We start from the raw sequence: 16,893 nt of genomic DNA, 5'->3' as shown, positions 1-16,893 counted from the left end.
GCCGCCCGCTGGCGTGCCACCTGCTGTCGTGCCGCCCGCTGGCGTGCCACCTGCTGTCGTGCCGCCCGCTGGCGTGCCACCTGCTGTCGTGCCGCCCGCTGGCGTGCCACCTGCTGTCGTACCGCTTGGTGTCGTGCCATTTGCTGTTGTACCGCTTGGTGTCGTGCCATTTGCTGCCGTACCGCCTGCTGTCGTACCACCGACTACACGAATCGCGTTAGCAGGATCGACAGAGGGCGCCCAAGCGGCGATAACACCTTCTTCCGTCGCGAAAATGAATACACTGGCTCCGGTAGTACCGTTAGTTCCAGCAGTGCCGTTGGTTCCGTTAGTTCCAGCTAATCCGCCTCCAGTAGTACCGTTAGTTCCGGTAGTTCCGGTAGTTCCGGTAGTTCCGGTAGTGCCGTTAGTTCCGGTAGTTCCGGTAGTGCCGTTGGTTCCAGGAGTTCCAGCTAATGCACCTCCACTAGTACCGTTAGTGCCGTTAGTACCCGTAGTACCGTTGGTTCCAACAGCGCCATTTTTGGAAATCACAAATTCTGTTGTTGATCTGTTAAATACAATTCCTGTGGGATGTCCACCGGTAGCAGCGCTCGCCGACGGTATTTGAACTACCCGAGGACCGATAGTGCCGTCACCGCCATATACTGTAGAAACGCTAGTGCCGTTATCGGCTACCCATGCCCGGCCGGAGGAAGCGAATGCGACACCCCACGGATTCACCAGATTGGGGTCCGTAAAGTCTGCCTGACCAGCAACGTTAGCCACCAAGTTGTGCTGTTGATAAGCATTCTCTTGCGCATAAGCGCTCTGTCCAGTTGTAAAAGCCAGCGTTGCACCCAACAAGGATGCACAAAGACGTTGTTTGGTTATGATAGAAAGTTTTTTCATTTTCAGCTCCTAACAAAGAATTGATGGGCAACACTAATTGGAGATAGCGATACCTCTTTTGTTTAGGCACAACTAATATTTTGTACCACCTATCCGGCTTCAGCCAAGAGCATGACTAAAAGTCCAGAATACGAAATCTAAGCTAAAAATAAGTCAAATACAGATAAACAGCCTGTGCATCCAATGGGAGCAATGTAAGGGGCTTTAATAGCGGCGCCTTGTCAGTTTTGGGCGTTTGTACTGTGACTAATCTTCTGCTTAATGCTCCAACTTTATTAAAAACACTCGCCCTAACGACTAAATTATGAGCCTGAATACTTTTAATAAGCTGGAGCTGTATGATTATTTTTTACCTTTGTCTGGACTCTCCTGATGAACTTTTCCCATGAGAGGCTTGACCGCCCTTGCGGCCCGCTTCCCTGGCTTCTTCCGGAGTAAACTCGTGAGCAGTGCCTTTTTCATGAGCGGCTCGGCCGCCTTTCTGTCCAGCTTCTCTGGCTTCTTCCGGAGTAAACTCGTGAGCAGTGCCTTTTTCGTGAGCGGCTCGGCCGCCTTTATGTCCAGCCTCTCTGGCTTCTTCCGGAGTAAACTCATGAGCAGTGCCTTTTTCATGAGCGGCTCGGCCGCCTTTACTGGCAATTTCGCGTTGTTTATCTTCGTCCATAGAAGCAAACCCACGTTTTTCCGTGGAACTTTTCTGACTGCTATGGGACTGTTTTTGTTGATCCATAATCTTCTCCTCAAACATATCAATAAAATATAAACAAGTACCTTGTGTAGATAAAGTCAAAAGGTATTTCTTCTTTCTTATTAAAGAAGTAAGTTAAGAATATAATAAAAAAGTATATAATTTCTGTACGGCAGTACACATAGAGGATATATTAAAATTAAGTATGTTAATAATATAATAAAGTAAGACGATATATTATATTAAAAGCGGATGACTTCTGTGCGGTAGTGCACTTGTATAATAAAATATGCCTGTTATTTAAAGCATGAGTTAGAAATATAAAAATAATTGAAAATATAATAAGATACGCGTTTGTTCTGTGCGGTAATACACATAAATAATTAGGATATATATTCAAATATCAGATAGGCAGATATGTAAAATACAGATAACTGATACTGTGGCGCTTCCTTATTATGTAATCTAAAATGGCCAAAAAGCCGGGCATTTATTTAAGTTATCTTCTATCAAAAATAAAAGGACAGAAAGTGAACGAACGTTTAGGCAAATATACTAAAAACTCAATCACAAGTTCTTGCGGTTTCGACATGATACTAATCGAGAAAGAGTAATAAGAAATACTCATAATAATAGAAAAATCATATCCTGAAGGTGAGTGCCGATTCCCTCTAGTACGTACCTAGCTTGGATGCCTGCGGTTAGGTGGCAAGTCTTTCTGGTAAGGCGTACTGCTTGATAAAACGGCTTTTTGCAGGCAAGGTATTTCGTATCCCGCTAGCCGAGCTGAACAGGTGTACTGGGGGAAGAGCGGCTGGCGAGAGAGCTGGCGGATGTTATCATTGAAAATTGGGAACCAGGCTATGTTGCTCGGCTTTCGACTACGGAATTTGCGGCCGATGAGCAATCGATTTTATTTTTTATCCCCTTCGTTAAAGCGATGTAGCCAATACACTTCCATCAGCCTAGAAAAATCAGTTAGCCACGAATTTACACAGATAAACGCTGATAATACATTGAGTTATGCAAGAAGTGCGGTTCACTCAACGGGTGCCGCAAAGAACTCATGTAACCCTTGTTCACCTGTGTAAATCCGTGTCCATCCGTGGCTCAACTGCTCTTTTCAGGATAAACGCTCCACTAAAAAATCGCTGCCGTTTTCAGTCATGGCATCTCCTTATGCTCAGGCTGGCAGTTTAAATGTCCGCAGGAGCATGGACCACCGTTCAATTGTCTTTCGCAGCTGACGCTACAGTATTTCTCACCCGGCTCTACTTTGCAGTGACAGCCGGGATGTGCGCAATAGTTTGGGTCGTCTTGATCCGTTAAATTTTTTGCTACTGTTGCCATAACTTTCTCCTGAGAAAAATGAAAAAACAGATATTTTATTTATCTTCTAAATCTGTAAATTGGCGGAGACATACCCATTGACGCTTAACCTGATAAGTAGCTGAATCTGAATAAAGTATAGAAATAAGATCTTAGCCTATTTCAACCATGCCTTTTTATATAGCTTTCCATTGCCCAGTGGATTCATTTTTCTCATATTTCTTTTTGACGGCGGCCCAAGCCACCCGGTGAGCTCGTTCTTCTTCTTTTCCATATTCATTCCAAGCATTGTTAAAAGCAGCTTGGTAAATCTCCTGGGCATGTTTAGGCAAATGTTCCCGGACATTTTGGGGTAAATCGTTTAAGTTTTTATATGGCATGTTTCATCTCCGATTGGATGACTGTCTTTGCTGCCCTGGAACAGGATTGGCTATAGGGGGCTTTCTGCAAACATGGCATTGCTTGCTATGAAGCTGATTAGCTTTACTTAGATCGTCGTTCTTAGAATAAAAACTTGACGCTACTTTAGGTGAAGAGCTTGCCTTGGTCAGTGCGCCTGCACACATACAAACTCTAATGAATAAATGACGATTACAAAGTTATCTTTTAGTACGTTGTCGCACAGAAATTATTCTTTTAAAGCCTTATGTTATTTATCAATTGTCGGTTAAAAGACAGTGTTTCCGATGCAACAGCTAGTGCCTTAAATAATACTAAAACTTGATTAGAACGAATTGAGGAGAACGATTATGAGAGCTTTATGCTGGTACGGTACAAACGATGTTCGGGTTACGACAGTGCCGGATCCAAAAATTATTAATAAGCACGATGCGATCATTAAAATCACGTCTACCGCGATATGTGGGTCCGATTTGCATCTTTTAGACGGCTTTATGCCGACTATGGAAAAAGGCGATATATTGGGCCACGAGCCGATGGGTGAAGTTGTGGAAATCGGCAGTGACGTCAAAAATTTAAAGATCGGTGACCGGGTAGTAGTGCCTTTCACTATCTCTTGCGGAGAGTGCTTTTTTTGCAAAAAACAAATGTATTCTTTATGCGACAACTCCAACCCCGGCGCAAATTTAGCCCGCAAGGCAATGGGGCAAGCTACCGCCGGGATATTTGGATATTCCCATATGCTGGGAGGTTATGCCGGCGGTCAAGCTGAATATTTACGGGTTCCATTTGCCGATGTCGGGCCTTTTAAAGTTCCCGATGGTATTGCTGACGAAAAAGTTTTATTTCTTTCGGATATTTTTCCGACCGGCTACATGGCGGCAGAAAATTGCGGCATTGAACCCGGCGACACTGTTGCTGTTTGGGGTTGCGGTCCGGTGGCGCAGTTTGCCATCCAAAGCGCCTGGATGTTCAATGCCGCGCGCGTCATTGCAATCGACAATGTGCCTGAGCGTCTTGAAATGGCTAGACAGCAAGGGAGAGCGGAAACCGTCAATTTTGACGATGCGGATGTTTATGATCAGTTAATGGAAATGACAGGAGGGCGGGGACCGGATCGTTGCATCGATGCGGTAGGATGTGAAGCGCATGCAGGCGGAACTTTGGATGGAATTATCGATGCAGTGAAAACAGCAACGTTACTTTCGAATGACCGCCCTCATGTTTTGCGGCAGGCAATTAAAAGTTGCCGCAAAGGTGGAACAATTTCGGTACCGGGTGTTTATGTAGGCTTCGGCGATAAAATCCCTTTGGGTGCGACCATGAATAAAGCTCTGACAATCAAAACAGGTCAGACCCATGTTCAAAAATATATGCCGATTCTTTTTGAAAAAATTGAAAAAGACGAAATCGATCCGTCCTTTGTTATTACACATGAGCTGCAACTTGATGATGCCCCTAAGGCATATAATATTTTTAAAGAAAAAGAAGATCATTGCATCAAGGTCGTACTAAAACCCTAGTGCCTTCAAATAGCCTACGAAGCACTTGCTCCTGTTGAAATAGTTTCTTGCTCAAATCCTCAAAAGGAGGCGTTATGGCCGATATTCAGCATCCTAAACCCCCTCATCCGCCCCAACATCAAGATCGACAGCCGGGACTGGAAAAAGACATGAATCCCAAGCCCCAGTCTGATGATCCTCATTATCGGGGTACCGGCAAGCTTAAAGGTAAAGTAGCTTTAATTACCGGCGGAGATTCCGGTATCGGCCGAGCCATTGCGACGGTTTTTGCCAAGGAAGGTGCCGATTCGGCCATTGTCTATCTCGATGAACATGAAGATGCTAAAGAAACCAAGCGCTTAGTCAATGAGTATGGTCAACAATGCCTGCTGATTGCCGGAGATATTGGGAAAGAAGATTTTTGCCGGGAGGCGGTTGAGCAAACTATCAATGAATTGGGCCGACTGGATTGTCTGATTAACAATGCGGCTGAACAACATCCTCAAGAAAGTATTGAAGATATAACCGCGGAGCAGCTTGAAAAAACCTTTCGCACTAATATTTTTTCTATGTTCTATTTAACCAAAGCGGCTCTTAAACATCTTCAGCCCGGAAGCACGATTATTAACACGACTTCGGTGACAACTTATAAAGGCAGTCCCAAGTGCTCGATTATTCGTCTACCAAAGGAGCTATTGTCGGCTTTACCCGGTCCTTGTCACTCGCTTTAATCAAACGAAACATCAGAGTTAATGGTGTTGCTCCCGGACCTATCTGGACGCCGCTCATTCCGTCAACGTTCCCGTCCGAGCGTGTCGAATCTTTTGGAGAGGATGTACCGATGGGGCGGCCCGGTCAGCCCGAAGAAGTCGCCAATTGCTTTGTTTTTTTAGCTTCCGATGATGCATCGTATATATCCGGGCAAATTCTTCATCCCAATGGCGGCACGGTAGTTAATGGTTAGATGCGAATGGGATAATGCTGACGCCGGCATTCTGCAGCCATTGCTGTCTTCATGATATTTATTTTCAAATAATTCAAGGGGTTTCTCGGACAGCGCCCGGCATTCCGATCGTTGCTTGTCCAATACTGATTTTCGGAAGCATTGGACTCCTTGGTTCGTGAAGCGATTATCCTTGTTTCACTTTGAAATGACCGGGTTTTATCTCGGTTCTACTCAGCCAAGAGTGATTACCGTAAAAACAATATAAAGATTAATGCAACCTTACTTGATTTAAATCGACAATCGGTTCTTCACAATACATGACCATAGTTATCAGTTCGGCGACATTTTCAGCTTGCATTTTTTCCATGATACTTGCCCGATGTACGTCTACGGTGCGATTGCTGATATTGAGTATTTTTGCGGATTCCTTATTGGAATGACTTTTGACTATCAGACTCAGCACCTCCTTTTCCCGCGCTGTTAGATGATCTATGCGGTTTTTTATACGACGTTTCTTAGCAGACTCCTCTCTGAATATGGTATCTTTCTTAATGGCTTCATTGATTCGTTCCAGTAACACATCGTTATTAAACGGTTTTTCCAGAAAATCGACAGCCCCTGCTCTGAATGCTTTTGCGGAGTCCGGGATATCGGCATGACCGCTAATAAATATGATAGGGATACGAATGCCTCTGTTCAATAATTCATGCTGAAGGTCGTGACCGCTCATTATCGGCATTCTAACATCCAATAGCAGACAGCCGGATTGTTCAGGATCATAATTATTCAGAAAGGCTTCGGCGGATTCAAAACTCTTGACTTTTTGTCCTGTTGATTCAATTAAGAGAGTTAGCGAGTCACGTATTGCGAATTCATCGTCAACTACATAAACTAAAGGTGTTGTATTATTTGCGCTCATCAGATTTTCTCCGTATGGGTAGAGTGAAATAAAAAGTGCTGCCTTTTTCCAATTGACTATTAAAATATAAAGTACCTTCATGAGCTTCGACAAGTGAGCGGCTAATGGATAGCCCCATGCCCATGCCGTTTGCCTTGGTGGTGTAAAAAGGCGTTAGTATTTTTTGTTTTTGATATTCATTAAGTCCCGGTCCGTTATCCTTTACCCTGATTTGTACGCCATCATTGAGAGTCAAGTGGCTATGAATGACTAACTCACGTTGCTGTTTTGCAGGTAAGTTTTGTAAAGCATCAATGCTGTTTCGGATCAGGTTTATGATGACCTGTTCAATTTGTATATGATCGGCATCAATAAGGGGCAGATTGTTTTCCAGTTCGAATGTCAGCTTTATGTCGTTTTGTTTAAGTTCGGCAATACACAGACTGACAGCGTCATGAATCAAAGCATTAACGTTGGTGGTTGAACGGTGCATTGAATGGGATTTTACAAACTCCCTCATGCGATGAATTATTTGTCCCGCTCTTAAAGCCTGTTGCTGAGCTTTGTATAAGATCTCGGTAAGCTTAACCATATCGGGATTTTCAGTGGTGATAAGGTTTAAACTGGCTTGCGTATAGCTGGAAATCGCAGACAGAGGTTGGTTGACTTCATGAGCAATGCCGGAAGCCATCTCACCCATCAGTCCGAGACGAGTGACGTGGGCCAGTTCGTCTAAATGTTCCTTGTCTTGTTGCTCCCGGTATTTGCGTATACTTGTATCACGCACAATATAGGTAAGATAGGGAATATTATCAATTGAGAACTCTGCTACAGATAAATCCAGAGGCACGATACCGCCGTTTTTGTGAATGCCCTCAATTTCACGAATTTGACCGTCAAATTTTAAGGTATAACTCGGATCGTAATAACTTGGAGAAGAGTGCAAGAGTTTGGAAATGTTACAACCAATCAGCTCCTCCGGTTTATAGCCAAAAATAGTTTCTACAGCGGCGTTAGCGGATACGATGATGTCGGACAGATTAATAGTGATAATGCCTTCCACCGACGCATTAAAAATGGAGTTGAGTTTGGCTTCCCGTTCTATTAATTGGTGTTTGGAGCGGCGAAGTTCCTCAACTTTCTTTATCAAATTCAGATTGGTTGCAGTCAGTTCGTTGGTTTGCCTGCGAATCTTTGCTTCCAGTTTTTCATTAAGGCTGGCGATAGTTTCTTGAGCTTGCCGGCGTTCGGTTACGTTATTAAGGATCAGATATATTTGTAAAGCGTTTTTATGGTCGTAAACGGCTCTTGCGCAGCATTCAATATACGTTAGCGGTTTACCTTTATCGCAAGGGCACAAAAATTCCGTGCAAAATTGTATTTGCCGGCATTCCGGATCAGTAGGCGAGTCATTTGTATGTTTGATCTTGGCGTTAAGAACTTGATAGTTTTTTTTTGCTAAAAGTTCATGGATGAATAAGTAATAATGATCCTGATCCGAAGGGTGAATAAATTCTCCAAATCTCTTGTTGACAAGCTCTGTTCTTGGACAATCCAATAAAGTTGCAGCTGCAATATTGGCTTTTTGGATAAGCCCTGCTTCATTTAGGGTGAGGTAACCTAGAGGCGACGAATCATAGAGATGTGCATAATCATCACGGGATTCAGCCAGTTCCTGATACGCCCGATTTAATTCCTCATTCTGCATTCTCAGCTCTATTTGATGAACCTGAAATTCAAATAGCAACTTTTTAATGTCATCATTGGACATTCTTGAAATTTCAGTACCGGAATGAGCGAGCATAATTTCCGCCCGTTTTCGGATAGCTTCATGGTGCTCATCTAGTAGCGCCTTGGCTCTGTCGTCAATATGTTCAATATTCAAGTGACTATTGAGTAAATCGCTCATAGCTGTATCCGTTTCTGCGGTTTGGAAATAAGATGATTCTTAAGAATAAACAAACCATTCTTTCACACTATATCAATCTCTTATTCTCTTTTTTAATGATTTTTTAGCTTTTTAGGAGCTAATCAAGTATAGACACAAAACCAGATTGTAATTCATCTTGCTATATATAGTACCCATGACTTCATTGTGAAATACGACAAATTCTACCAAATTTAAACTTATCAGATAATGTACGGCATTGGTGGGTGGAAATACATAAGCAAAACTACCTAGGTATACGTACCGATTTTGCAGGTATATTCTTTGCTGTAAGCTTCAATCATAGACTAAATTAGGACGCTTGGAGAGCGATATGGCAACTTGCAAAGAAGACAATAGACAATATTTCAATACCCATTGGCAACATAAAATTTCCGGGATTGATATCGAGTTAAAGGAAAAGCAATTTATGAATGATGAGCTTGAATATTACAAGGAGGTAAAAACCAAACCAAAGAAAAATGCCCATGCAGAAAGTAAAAAACTCAGGTTTTTACGCTAAAGTGCAAACAAGGTCGAAGTAATTATTTCCTTAGCCAGAATAGAATAGCTGGCGGCTAATTATAGCCGTAGACTCTGTAAAAACTACGCCGAATTTCCGGATAGTTTTTTAATCTAAGGTAAATTTTTTTCCTTTAGTGAGTCTCTTTAGGCTCCTAACATATCGTACAGTGTGTTTTTTATCACGCACTATCTTCCTTCATAAAAATTATTTAATTTTAGAAATTACCCCAAACGAATGCTGAATATTTTTGTTATACAGGAGTAAAAATGCGATGTTCGAGAAATTTAAGGAAGATATTGGGCTATATAGTTCGTTTTTTTTTATGACGCCGAAATTAATGCTACCTCAATTAATGAATAGCAAACTGGCCATTGAAACCTTAAGGGTAAGCGAGGCCAAATATCGCAGCTTATTCGAAAATATTGATCAGGGAGTCATTTATCTGGATGCAACAAGTGTTGTAATGTCAGCCAACCAGGCAAGCGAGCAACTTATTGGCCTGTCTCGCGATGTCATTATAGGGCGTAAGTTTGTTGATTCCTGCTTTAAAGTTATTAAGGAAGATGGTTCGGTTTTTCCGGAAGAACAGCAGCCTTCAATGTTGGCGTTGCGTACTGGAAAGCCCGTGGAAGGAGTGACCATGGGGCTATTTAATGCTGAACGGCAATGTTATATCTGGGTGGTTGTTAATTCAGTGCCCGAATTCCGGGCAGGCGAGCGTCAGCCTTATCAGGTCTTAATGACATTAACGGATATTACCCTGCAAAAACAATCTGATAGCAAGATGAACATGGCATCGGTAATTGTTAATAATATAGGTGAGGGCATATTTGTTACCGATAAAGACCAAAAAATAATTTCGGTTAATGATGCATTTACAAAAATAACCGGTTTCACCCATCAGGATGTTTACGGGAAGAGCGCTTATTCTTTGCAAACAAATAAAAATAACGGAAAAGTCGATAACGAATTAAGCGAATTCACGAAGAATATGAACAGCTGGCAAGGTGAGGTGTGGCGTCGGCATAAAAGCAATATGGACTTTCCTTCGTGGACTACCGTCAGCAAAGTAAAGGATTCAGGTGGCGAAGTGGCCCATTATATCCATGTGTTTATGGATATAACGCATTTTAAGAAAGCTCAGGATCATCTGGGTTTTCTGGCCTACCATGATCCATTAACTCAATTGCCGAACCGGCTTTTATTGAAAGATCGCATCGATCATTCATTGCAAAATGCTTTTCGGGAAGGATCGGAGGCCGCCGTGCTATTTCTTGATCTTGATCGCTTTAAAGGTATTAACGATACATACGGACATGCTGTTGGCGACGGTTTATTAAGGGAAGCGGCAACACGCATAAAAAACTTGGTCAGGAAGGAAGACACTGTTTCACGTTATGCCGGTGATGAGTTTGTCGTGTTTATGGAAAATATTCCCGATACTAAAAATCCCGCCAAGCTCGCGCAAAAGCTGATCGATACTTTTAATACTCCTGTTTATATTAAAGGATACCGGTTAAAAATATCGATCAGTGTGGGCATAAGCCTATTTCCCCAGGATGGCCGCGATACGGAAACTTTGATTAAGAATGCCGATGCGGCTATGTACCGAGCCAAAAAAGAGGGACGGAATAATTTTCAATATTATAGCCTGGAGCTAACTACAGAAGCTTTCGAAAAAATGTCGATGGAAAGTGCGTTACGTCAATCCATAGAACGGCATGAACTGGTTTTATATTATCAGCCGCAGGTTTGCCTTAAAACAGGAAAACTAGTTGGTGTTGAGTCATTGCTGCGCTGGATGCATCCAACTCGGGGATTGCTATCAGCAGAGCAGTTTATAACTATAGCCGAGGAAAGCGGGTTTATTGTGGCGCTTGGTGAATGGGTATTGCAAAACGCCTGTATCCAGATGCGGCGGTGGTTGGATGAGGGTTTGCAGATTCAAAAAATGGTCGTTAACGTTTCTGCGGTTCAGCTTTTACGCTCGGATTTTGTTGCAACGGTTGAACGGATATTGCATTCGAGTCGGCTTGACCCGTCTTATCTTGAGCTGGAACTTACCGGCGGCAGTTTTATGGATAATTCCGGGCACCCGATCAAGTCGCTGAATCAATTGGTTGCACTGGGAGTAGATCTAACTATTGATGACTTTGGTGTGGGATGTTTTTCGTTTAATAACTTAAAACGCATCTCTGTAAAAAAATTGAAAATTAACAGTTCATTTGTAGTTGATGTATTGAATAATGCTAATGATGAGGATATTACCCGTGCGGTAATAGCTCTGGGCCATGGTTTGCATTTGCGGGTTATCGCGATGGGGATTGAGTCCAAAGCCCAGCAAAACCGATTGATGGATTTAGGTTGCGATGAAGGACAAGGTTATCTGTACGGTTCCCCGGTATTGCCTTGGTCAAACATCTTTCAAAAATTACTGGGTGAGTGATCTTCTCCCAGCTTCAAAGACTCGAGAACATCGGTTCTCGGGTATTTCAAAATATAAAACTACGATATTCACACGCATGATTTAGCCGGATTTTATCTGCGCTAAGTACTTGTACGAATTGTTCCACTATCTCTTCGTACCTAAAATGCAACAACGAAAGAGTGTTCCTTCGAATGTGCAGTGAGGTGAGATTGTGGTCGATTTTAAATCAGTGCAAAAGTCGGATAAGGAGGCTTTTGATCAGGACATGTTTCAAAAAATGGTTGCAGAACGGGCTTATAGCAAAGCCGAAAAAAGGGGATTTAAAGGTGGTCATGAAATGGAAGACTGGCTTGAGGCCGAATCGGAAATTAAAAATCAGTACTTCTACTGGTTCCAAAATGCTGATGAGTGATTATAAATCACAACATTTATTGACTTAAAGACATGGTGTTTAATATGAAACGAAACAAAATAATAGAGACTCTTAGTCAGGATAAATTAATAGAGCATAAACAGCGCGTTGCCTTTCATGAAGCAGGGCATGCGGCGGGTATTCATTTAAATAATAAAGCCAGGCATCTACCGCCGGTTTTTTTTAAAATCATTTTTAAAGAGTTGAACAATGTGACGGAAGCGGATGTTATGGCTTATCAAACAAGTCATGACGATTGTATTGCACGCGTGGAAGGAGGGCGGCTAATTGAATTATTGCCGCCATCTATTGATAGTCTGGTGCGTGAGTTAACGGAATATAAAGAAGTAATGATGCAATTGGTAAAGGATTATATGCTAGCTTTTGAGGCGGATATTATTAATCTGCTTATCGGGCCGTTGGCTGAAGCCAAATATGTTGCTGATGCCGATGATGAGATGTTCAATCATCAGATAGTTAATTTGAAAGCCTTAAAAAATTATGGCGGCAGCTCCGATCTTGCTTTGGCTAATGAATATTTACAAAGTTATTTTACCGATAAACAACAAAGAGCTGAAAAATTGGATGAGTTGTTTACGGTAGCATTTAACTTTGTAAATAACGATGCAAACTGGGCGGCAATCAGTCGACTAGCCGATTATATTCTTGGCAGCCGGAAAAATATTATCGGTTGTGAAGAGATAGTTTCAATGCTTGATGAGTCGATAGCTCACTTTCAGAATAGGAGAACCGCGGCTAGGTCTCGACACCATGCATGATTTAAACAAAATTCTTAGAACGGTGCTCACGTTGCTGGGTAATTTTTTCACCTACCTGAAGAACTTACTGATGAATGGTCTAAATTATTTATCCAAGAAAGAACCGGAGAAAGAGCTCAATAAACCGCCAGATCAAAAAGGCCCCGGTTCCAAACAAAGAATGATTTTCATCTTTGTGATGTTATTCATCTTGTTGCTGACCTTTATGAATAGTATTCAGGAAGTGCAACGTGACGAAATTCCTTTTAGCCAGTTTCTCAAGCTGGTCAAAGAGTCAAAAATTGACAAGGCGGTGGTAACCGAGCGATATATTACCGGCGTTATCAAGTCTGATGACCCGCAAAAACCTGCAAAGAATTTTACGACGATTCCGCTGTGGCAAAACGATCTTGCGCAACTGCTGGAGCAGAACAATGTCGATTATGTAGTCAGAAGTAGCGAGAATTGGCTAAGCAACTTTTTTTTCAACTGGATTATCCCGATGTTATTTCTGGTGTTTATCTGGTCATGGGTTATGCGTCGGACTGCGGCGGGTGGTGCACAATCTTTTCTGAATTTGGGTGATAAAATCCATATACATCAGGACAGTCAAGCCAAGATTACCTTTAATGATGTGGCCGGTGTCGATAGCGCCAAACAGGAACTTAAAGAGTCTATCGATTTTCTAAGATCACCGGATAAAATCCAAAGATTAGGCGGACGTATGCCCAAAGGCGTGTTGCTGGTAGGGGCGCCCGGAACCGGAAAAACCCTGTTGGCGCGTGCCGTATCCGGGGAAGCGCAGGTGCCGTTCTTTAACATCAGCGGCTCCGAGTTTATCGAGCTGTTTGTCGGTGTCGGCGCTGCCAGAGTGCGTGAGCTTTTTGTACAGGCGCGGAATAAAGCGCCCTGTATTATATTTATTGACGAACTTGATGCGATTGGCCGCTCACGGGGCGGCCCGGTGATGATCGGCGGTCATGACGAGCGCGAACAGACCTTAAACCAACTGCTGACCGAAATGGACGGCTTCGACACCTCAATCGGCGTGGTGGTAATGGCTGCAACCAACCGACCGGAAGTGCTTGATAAAGCGCTGTTGCGCTCCGGACGTTTCGATCGCCAGATTGTCGTTGATAAGCCGGACTTGCGAGACCGTATTGAAATTCTTAAATTGCATACCAAAGGGATAAAGCTGGCTGATGACATCGATCTGTCAATCATTGCCAAGCGTACGCCGGGCCTGGTTGGTGCGGACCTTGCCAACATAGCTAATGAAGCGGCGATTATGGCGACGCGGGTCGGGCATGATAGAGTCGAAAGAGAAGACTTCGAGTCGGCTATCGACCGAATATTGGCCGGGCCGGAAAAGAAGAACCGGGTTTTAACCCCGGATGAAAAACGCCGGGTAGCTTTCCATGAGTCAGGGCACGCGATAGTCGCCGAGCATGTGCCGACCGGCCAGCCGGTGCATAAAATATCCATCATTTCCCGCGGCACTTCTGCATTGGGTTTTACCTTGCAATTGCCGACAGAGGAAAAGTTCCTATCGACAGAAGACGAACTGAAAGATCAAATGGCCATATTGCTGGGCGGACGCATGGCTGAGTTGGTTGTTTTTGGAAACATCTCAACCGGTGCCCATAATGACCTGGAAAAAGTCAGCGAGATTGCCCGCAACATGGTCTGTAATCTGGGCATGAGCAAAAAAATGGGGTCACTGACTTACGGCAAGCGCCAGCAACTCCAGTTTTTGGAAACAGAAGTCCAGGAATATCGCAACTATTCCGATGAGACCGCCCGCCTTATTGATACTGAAGTAATGGCGCTGATTGAAGAAGCCGAAACACGTGCGCGCGGCGTCATCACTGCAAACAGGGAAGGGTTGGAAAAATTGGCCAATTATTTACAAGAGAAAGAGGTGATCAGCAGGGAAGAAATGCTTGCATTGCTAGGAAGCTGAGAAGAATTTCTCCGTCATGATCATCGTAAAAAATACGATTTTTATAGTAGACCGGAATTAGCCATCGCTCCAAGCGTGAAAGCGTAGGGCGGGGGCGCCTTCTGGAAAATCGTGGCGATATGCCGGAAAACGTCTGTTTATATTGCTTGCCGCTCGGGCAGGCGTTTTCCGGCCTACAGGGAGCGAATGTTACAAGGAGACCTTAAACAATTTAAGTAACGTCAGCCAGGCTTGTGGACTATCTAATGCTTTAAAGCGCTTTGTTTTTGTTGTCACAAAAGCTCTAAATTCCTTTTTCCTTTGTGTTTTAGCTTGAATTATCATGCCGTCAGTATATCGCTTTTTTTCCTGAATCGAGCACTAAATCCAAACAAGCCCCTTAATAGACGTCTCATTCCGGCCTACGAGGCTGTTTCGACCACAGATTTCAATGATGACAAACCTTTTTCGAACTGTTCGCCGACCATTTTTTCGCAATTCATGATTAAGCCTATGGCCTTGCTCATAAAGCTGTTTTTTCCGTACATTGTCCATGTCACTGTGGTTTGATTGTTTTCGGAATTGAAAGCAAATTCAGCAGTATTAGTAGCTACGAACGGTTTTAGAAATTCAAGTTTGAAGCGAATAAAATCGTCCGGGCGGCTCTCGATGATTGTCATGCTTCCTTGACCTACCTTGTTATTGCCGGCCCATTTCATAATAGCGCCGGTTCCTGATGTCGGCCCTTCGAAAGAATTCTTGGCGTTGGGATCGAGTTTTGCCCACGGCGACCATGCCTCCCATTTTTGCAAATCATTCACTTGGGCAAAAACGGCTGATGCAGGTGCGGATATTGTCTCTGTTCGGGTAACGCGAAACTCAGAGGGTTGCATCGCTGCAATTATAATAAAGGTGACAACGGCGATTGCGACTAAGATGAGGATTATGTCGAGCATGGCATGTACTCCTGCAATTAGGTATAAAAAACAAAACTATAGAACAAGCAAGGATTGTGAATCAACCATTTTGATGCGTTTTATATCAACTGCATGGCCAGTTAAATACCGTTTCGTTCCTACGCGTTGCATCACTAACTTTTAGGGGTACAGGCTGCGCCCGCGACGTTTGGGCCGCGATTGCAGAACTGCTTTCCCGTTGCTGACAGATTTTTCTCGTTTTCTATTTCCGGGCTGATTTATCCCATTTCCGGGATGCCTTTTTATTTCGTCGTTGCCGCTGCCAATCCGGACGCTTGGCTGTATTCCCATCGCCAAGCGTGCTCGACTATGGCATCCAGGTCCGCATAGGTAGGTTGCCAGCCCAATTCCTGTTTTATTTTAGTTGCATTGGCCACTAACCGGGCGGGATCGCCTTGGCGGCGCTGGCTTTCCTGCACAGTGATGGTCTTGCCGGTAACTCGCTCGGCCGTCTGGATGACGCTCTCGACAGAATAGCCGTTGCCATTGCCGAGGTTAAATGCGGCAGTTTCTCCTGCCGATTGCAAATATTGCAGGGCCAGCCAGTGCGCTTCGGCCAAGTCAAGGATATGAATATAATCGCGGATACAAGTGCCATCCGGCGTATCGTAATCGCGCCCGAAAACGGTAATGTGCGGACGGCGGCCGGACGCGGCTTGCAGTACCAGTGGGATGAGGTGCGTTTCGGGGTCGTGCCGCTCGCCCAGCAAACCGTCAGGGTGCGCTCCGGCGGCATTGAAGTAACGCAAGCAAACCGATTTGAGGCCGTAAGCACGGTCGTAATCGGCTAACGCCTGCTCAACCATCAGTTTACTCCAGCCGTAGGGATTGATAGGCCGCTTGGGATGCGCTTCATCGATAGGCGTGTATTCCGGTTCGCCAAAGATAGCGGCGGTCGATGAAAAAATGAACTTATCGACACCGTAAGTACGCATCGCGTTGAGCAGGTTGAGAGTATTAACAAAGTTATTCTGGTAATATTTGGCGGGATCTTGCATTGATTCGCCTACCTGGATGAACGAAGCAAAATGCATAACGGCATCGAACTTGTGTTCAAGAAACACTTTATCGAGTATCAGACGGTCGGCAATATCGCCATGTACGAATTGGCCATGCAGTACGGCATCGCGGTGTCCGCTGGAAAGATTGTCGAGCGTTACGACATCGACGCCTTTTTGGCCGAGCAGCCAGACCATATGGGAACCAATATAGCCTGCGCCGCCGATAACGAGAACAGTTTTAGGAGGTGTCATCATATGAATTACTCCAT

Annotated in this window: 12 protein-coding genes and 2 pseudogenes; 7 read left to right on the top strand and 7 right to left on the bottom strand. The window is 44.0% G+C overall.

All coding sequences use genetic code 11. The features are described from left to right. The 3 genes and pseudogenes from EPO18_RS17085 to EPO18_RS17075 all read right to left on the bottom strand — a co-directional run. A pseudogene (locus EPO18_RS17085) lies at positions 1 to 891 on the bottom strand (hypothetical protein); the annotation flags it as partial. Positions 892 to 1,240: 349 nt separating this feature from the next. Then, positions 1,241 to 1,621: a KGG domain-containing protein gene (locus EPO18_RS17080; protein WP_292435404.1), complete on the bottom strand. Its 381-nt coding sequence runs from the start codon at positions 1,619 to 1,621 to the stop codon at positions 1,241 to 1,243. Positions 1,622 to 3,084: 1,463 nt separating this feature from the next. Further along, positions 3,085 to 3,288: a ChaB family protein gene (locus EPO18_RS17075; protein ID WP_292435401.1), complete on the bottom strand. Its 204-nt coding sequence runs from the start codon at positions 3,286 to 3,288 to the stop codon at positions 3,085 to 3,087. 369 nt (positions 3,289 to 3,657) lie between these two features. Here EPO18_RS17075 and EPO18_RS17070 point away from each other — a divergent pair, with 369 nt between their 5' ends. Together EPO18_RS17070 and EPO18_RS17065 are read left to right on the top strand one after the other, a co-directional pair. Then, positions 3,658 to 4,830: a zinc-dependent alcohol dehydrogenase gene (locus EPO18_RS17070; RefSeq protein WP_292435399.1), complete on the top strand. Its 1,173-nt coding sequence runs from the start codon at positions 3,658 to 3,660 to the stop codon at positions 4,828 to 4,830. Between the two features lie 74 nt (positions 4,831 to 4,904). After that, positions 4,905 to 5,773, top strand: a pseudogene (locus EPO18_RS17065) (SDR family oxidoreductase). 250 nt (positions 5,774 to 6,023) lie between these two features. Here EPO18_RS17065 and EPO18_RS17060 read toward each other — a convergent pair. Continuing rightward, entirely contained in the window at positions 6,024 to 6,674 is a 651-nt protein-coding gene (locus tag EPO18_RS17060; RefSeq protein WP_292435397.1) for a response regulator transcription factor, read from the bottom strand. Then, on the bottom strand, positions 6,661 to 8,562 hold the full coding sequence (locus tag EPO18_RS17055) for a sensor histidine kinase (protein ID WP_292435395.1): 1,902 nt from the start codon (positions 8,560 to 8,562) through the stop codon (positions 6,661 to 6,663). The genes EPO18_RS17060 and EPO18_RS17055 overlap by 14 nt, the downstream gene beginning before the upstream one ends. Positions 8,563 to 8,914: 352 nt before the next feature. On the opposite strand from EPO18_RS17055, the gene EPO18_RS17050 reads away from it, so the two are divergent. The 5 genes from EPO18_RS17050 (at position 8,915) to ftsH (ending at position 14,667) form a co-directional block, all read left to right on the top strand. Continuing rightward, on the top strand, positions 8,915 to 9,103 hold the full coding sequence (locus tag EPO18_RS17050) for a hypothetical protein (RefSeq protein ID WP_292435393.1): 189 nt from the start codon (positions 8,915 to 8,917) through the stop codon (positions 9,101 to 9,103). Between the two features lie 340 nt (positions 9,104 to 9,443). Next, positions 9,444 to 11,552, top strand: coding sequence for a sensor domain-containing protein (locus EPO18_RS17045; RefSeq protein WP_292435390.1), 2,109 nt, complete (start codon positions 9,444 to 9,446; stop codon positions 11,550 to 11,552). A gap of 193 nt (positions 11,553 to 11,745) precedes the next feature. Then, a complete protein-coding gene (locus tag EPO18_RS17040) occupies positions 11,746 to 11,946 on the top strand; it encodes a DUF2934 domain-containing protein (protein ID WP_292435389.1) in 201 nt (66 codons plus the stop codon). Positions 11,947 to 11,990: 44 nt separating this feature from the next. Then, positions 11,991 to 12,725 (top strand): hypothetical protein, encoded by a 735-nt coding sequence (locus EPO18_RS17035; RefSeq protein ID WP_292435387.1) that lies wholly within the window; start codon positions 11,991 to 11,993, stop codon positions 12,723 to 12,725. After that, complete coding sequence (ftsH, locus tag EPO18_RS17030; RefSeq protein WP_292435385.1) at positions 12,718 to 14,667, top strand: ATP-dependent zinc metalloprotease FtsH; 1,950 nt, start codon at positions 12,718 to 12,720, stop codon at positions 14,665 to 14,667. Before EPO18_RS17035 ends, ftsH begins: the two co-directional genes overlap by 8 nt. Positions 14,668 to 15,068: 401 nt before the next feature. Here the strand turns inward: ftsH and EPO18_RS17025 are convergent, their stop codons facing one another. Together EPO18_RS17025 and galE are read right to left on the bottom strand one after the other, a co-directional pair. Continuing rightward, positions 15,069 to 15,602, bottom strand: a complete 534-nt coding sequence (locus EPO18_RS17025) for an SRPBCC family protein (RefSeq protein WP_292435383.1) — start codon at positions 15,600 to 15,602, stop codon at positions 15,069 to 15,071. A gap of 263 nt (positions 15,603 to 15,865) precedes the next feature. Continuing rightward, complete coding sequence (gene galE, locus EPO18_RS17020; RefSeq protein WP_292435381.1) at positions 15,866 to 16,879, bottom strand: UDP-glucose 4-epimerase GalE; 1,014 nt, start codon at positions 16,877 to 16,879, stop codon at positions 15,866 to 15,868. Positions 16,880 to 16,893: the final 14 nt, after the last annotated feature.

The organism is Methylobacter sp. (assembly GCF_004322395.1).
GTDB lineage: Bacteria > Pseudomonadota > Gammaproteobacteria > Methylococcales > Methylomonadaceae > Methylobacter_A.
Note: the sequence above shows the minus strand (reverse complement) of the source record. Positions and strands in the feature narration are given on the sequence as shown.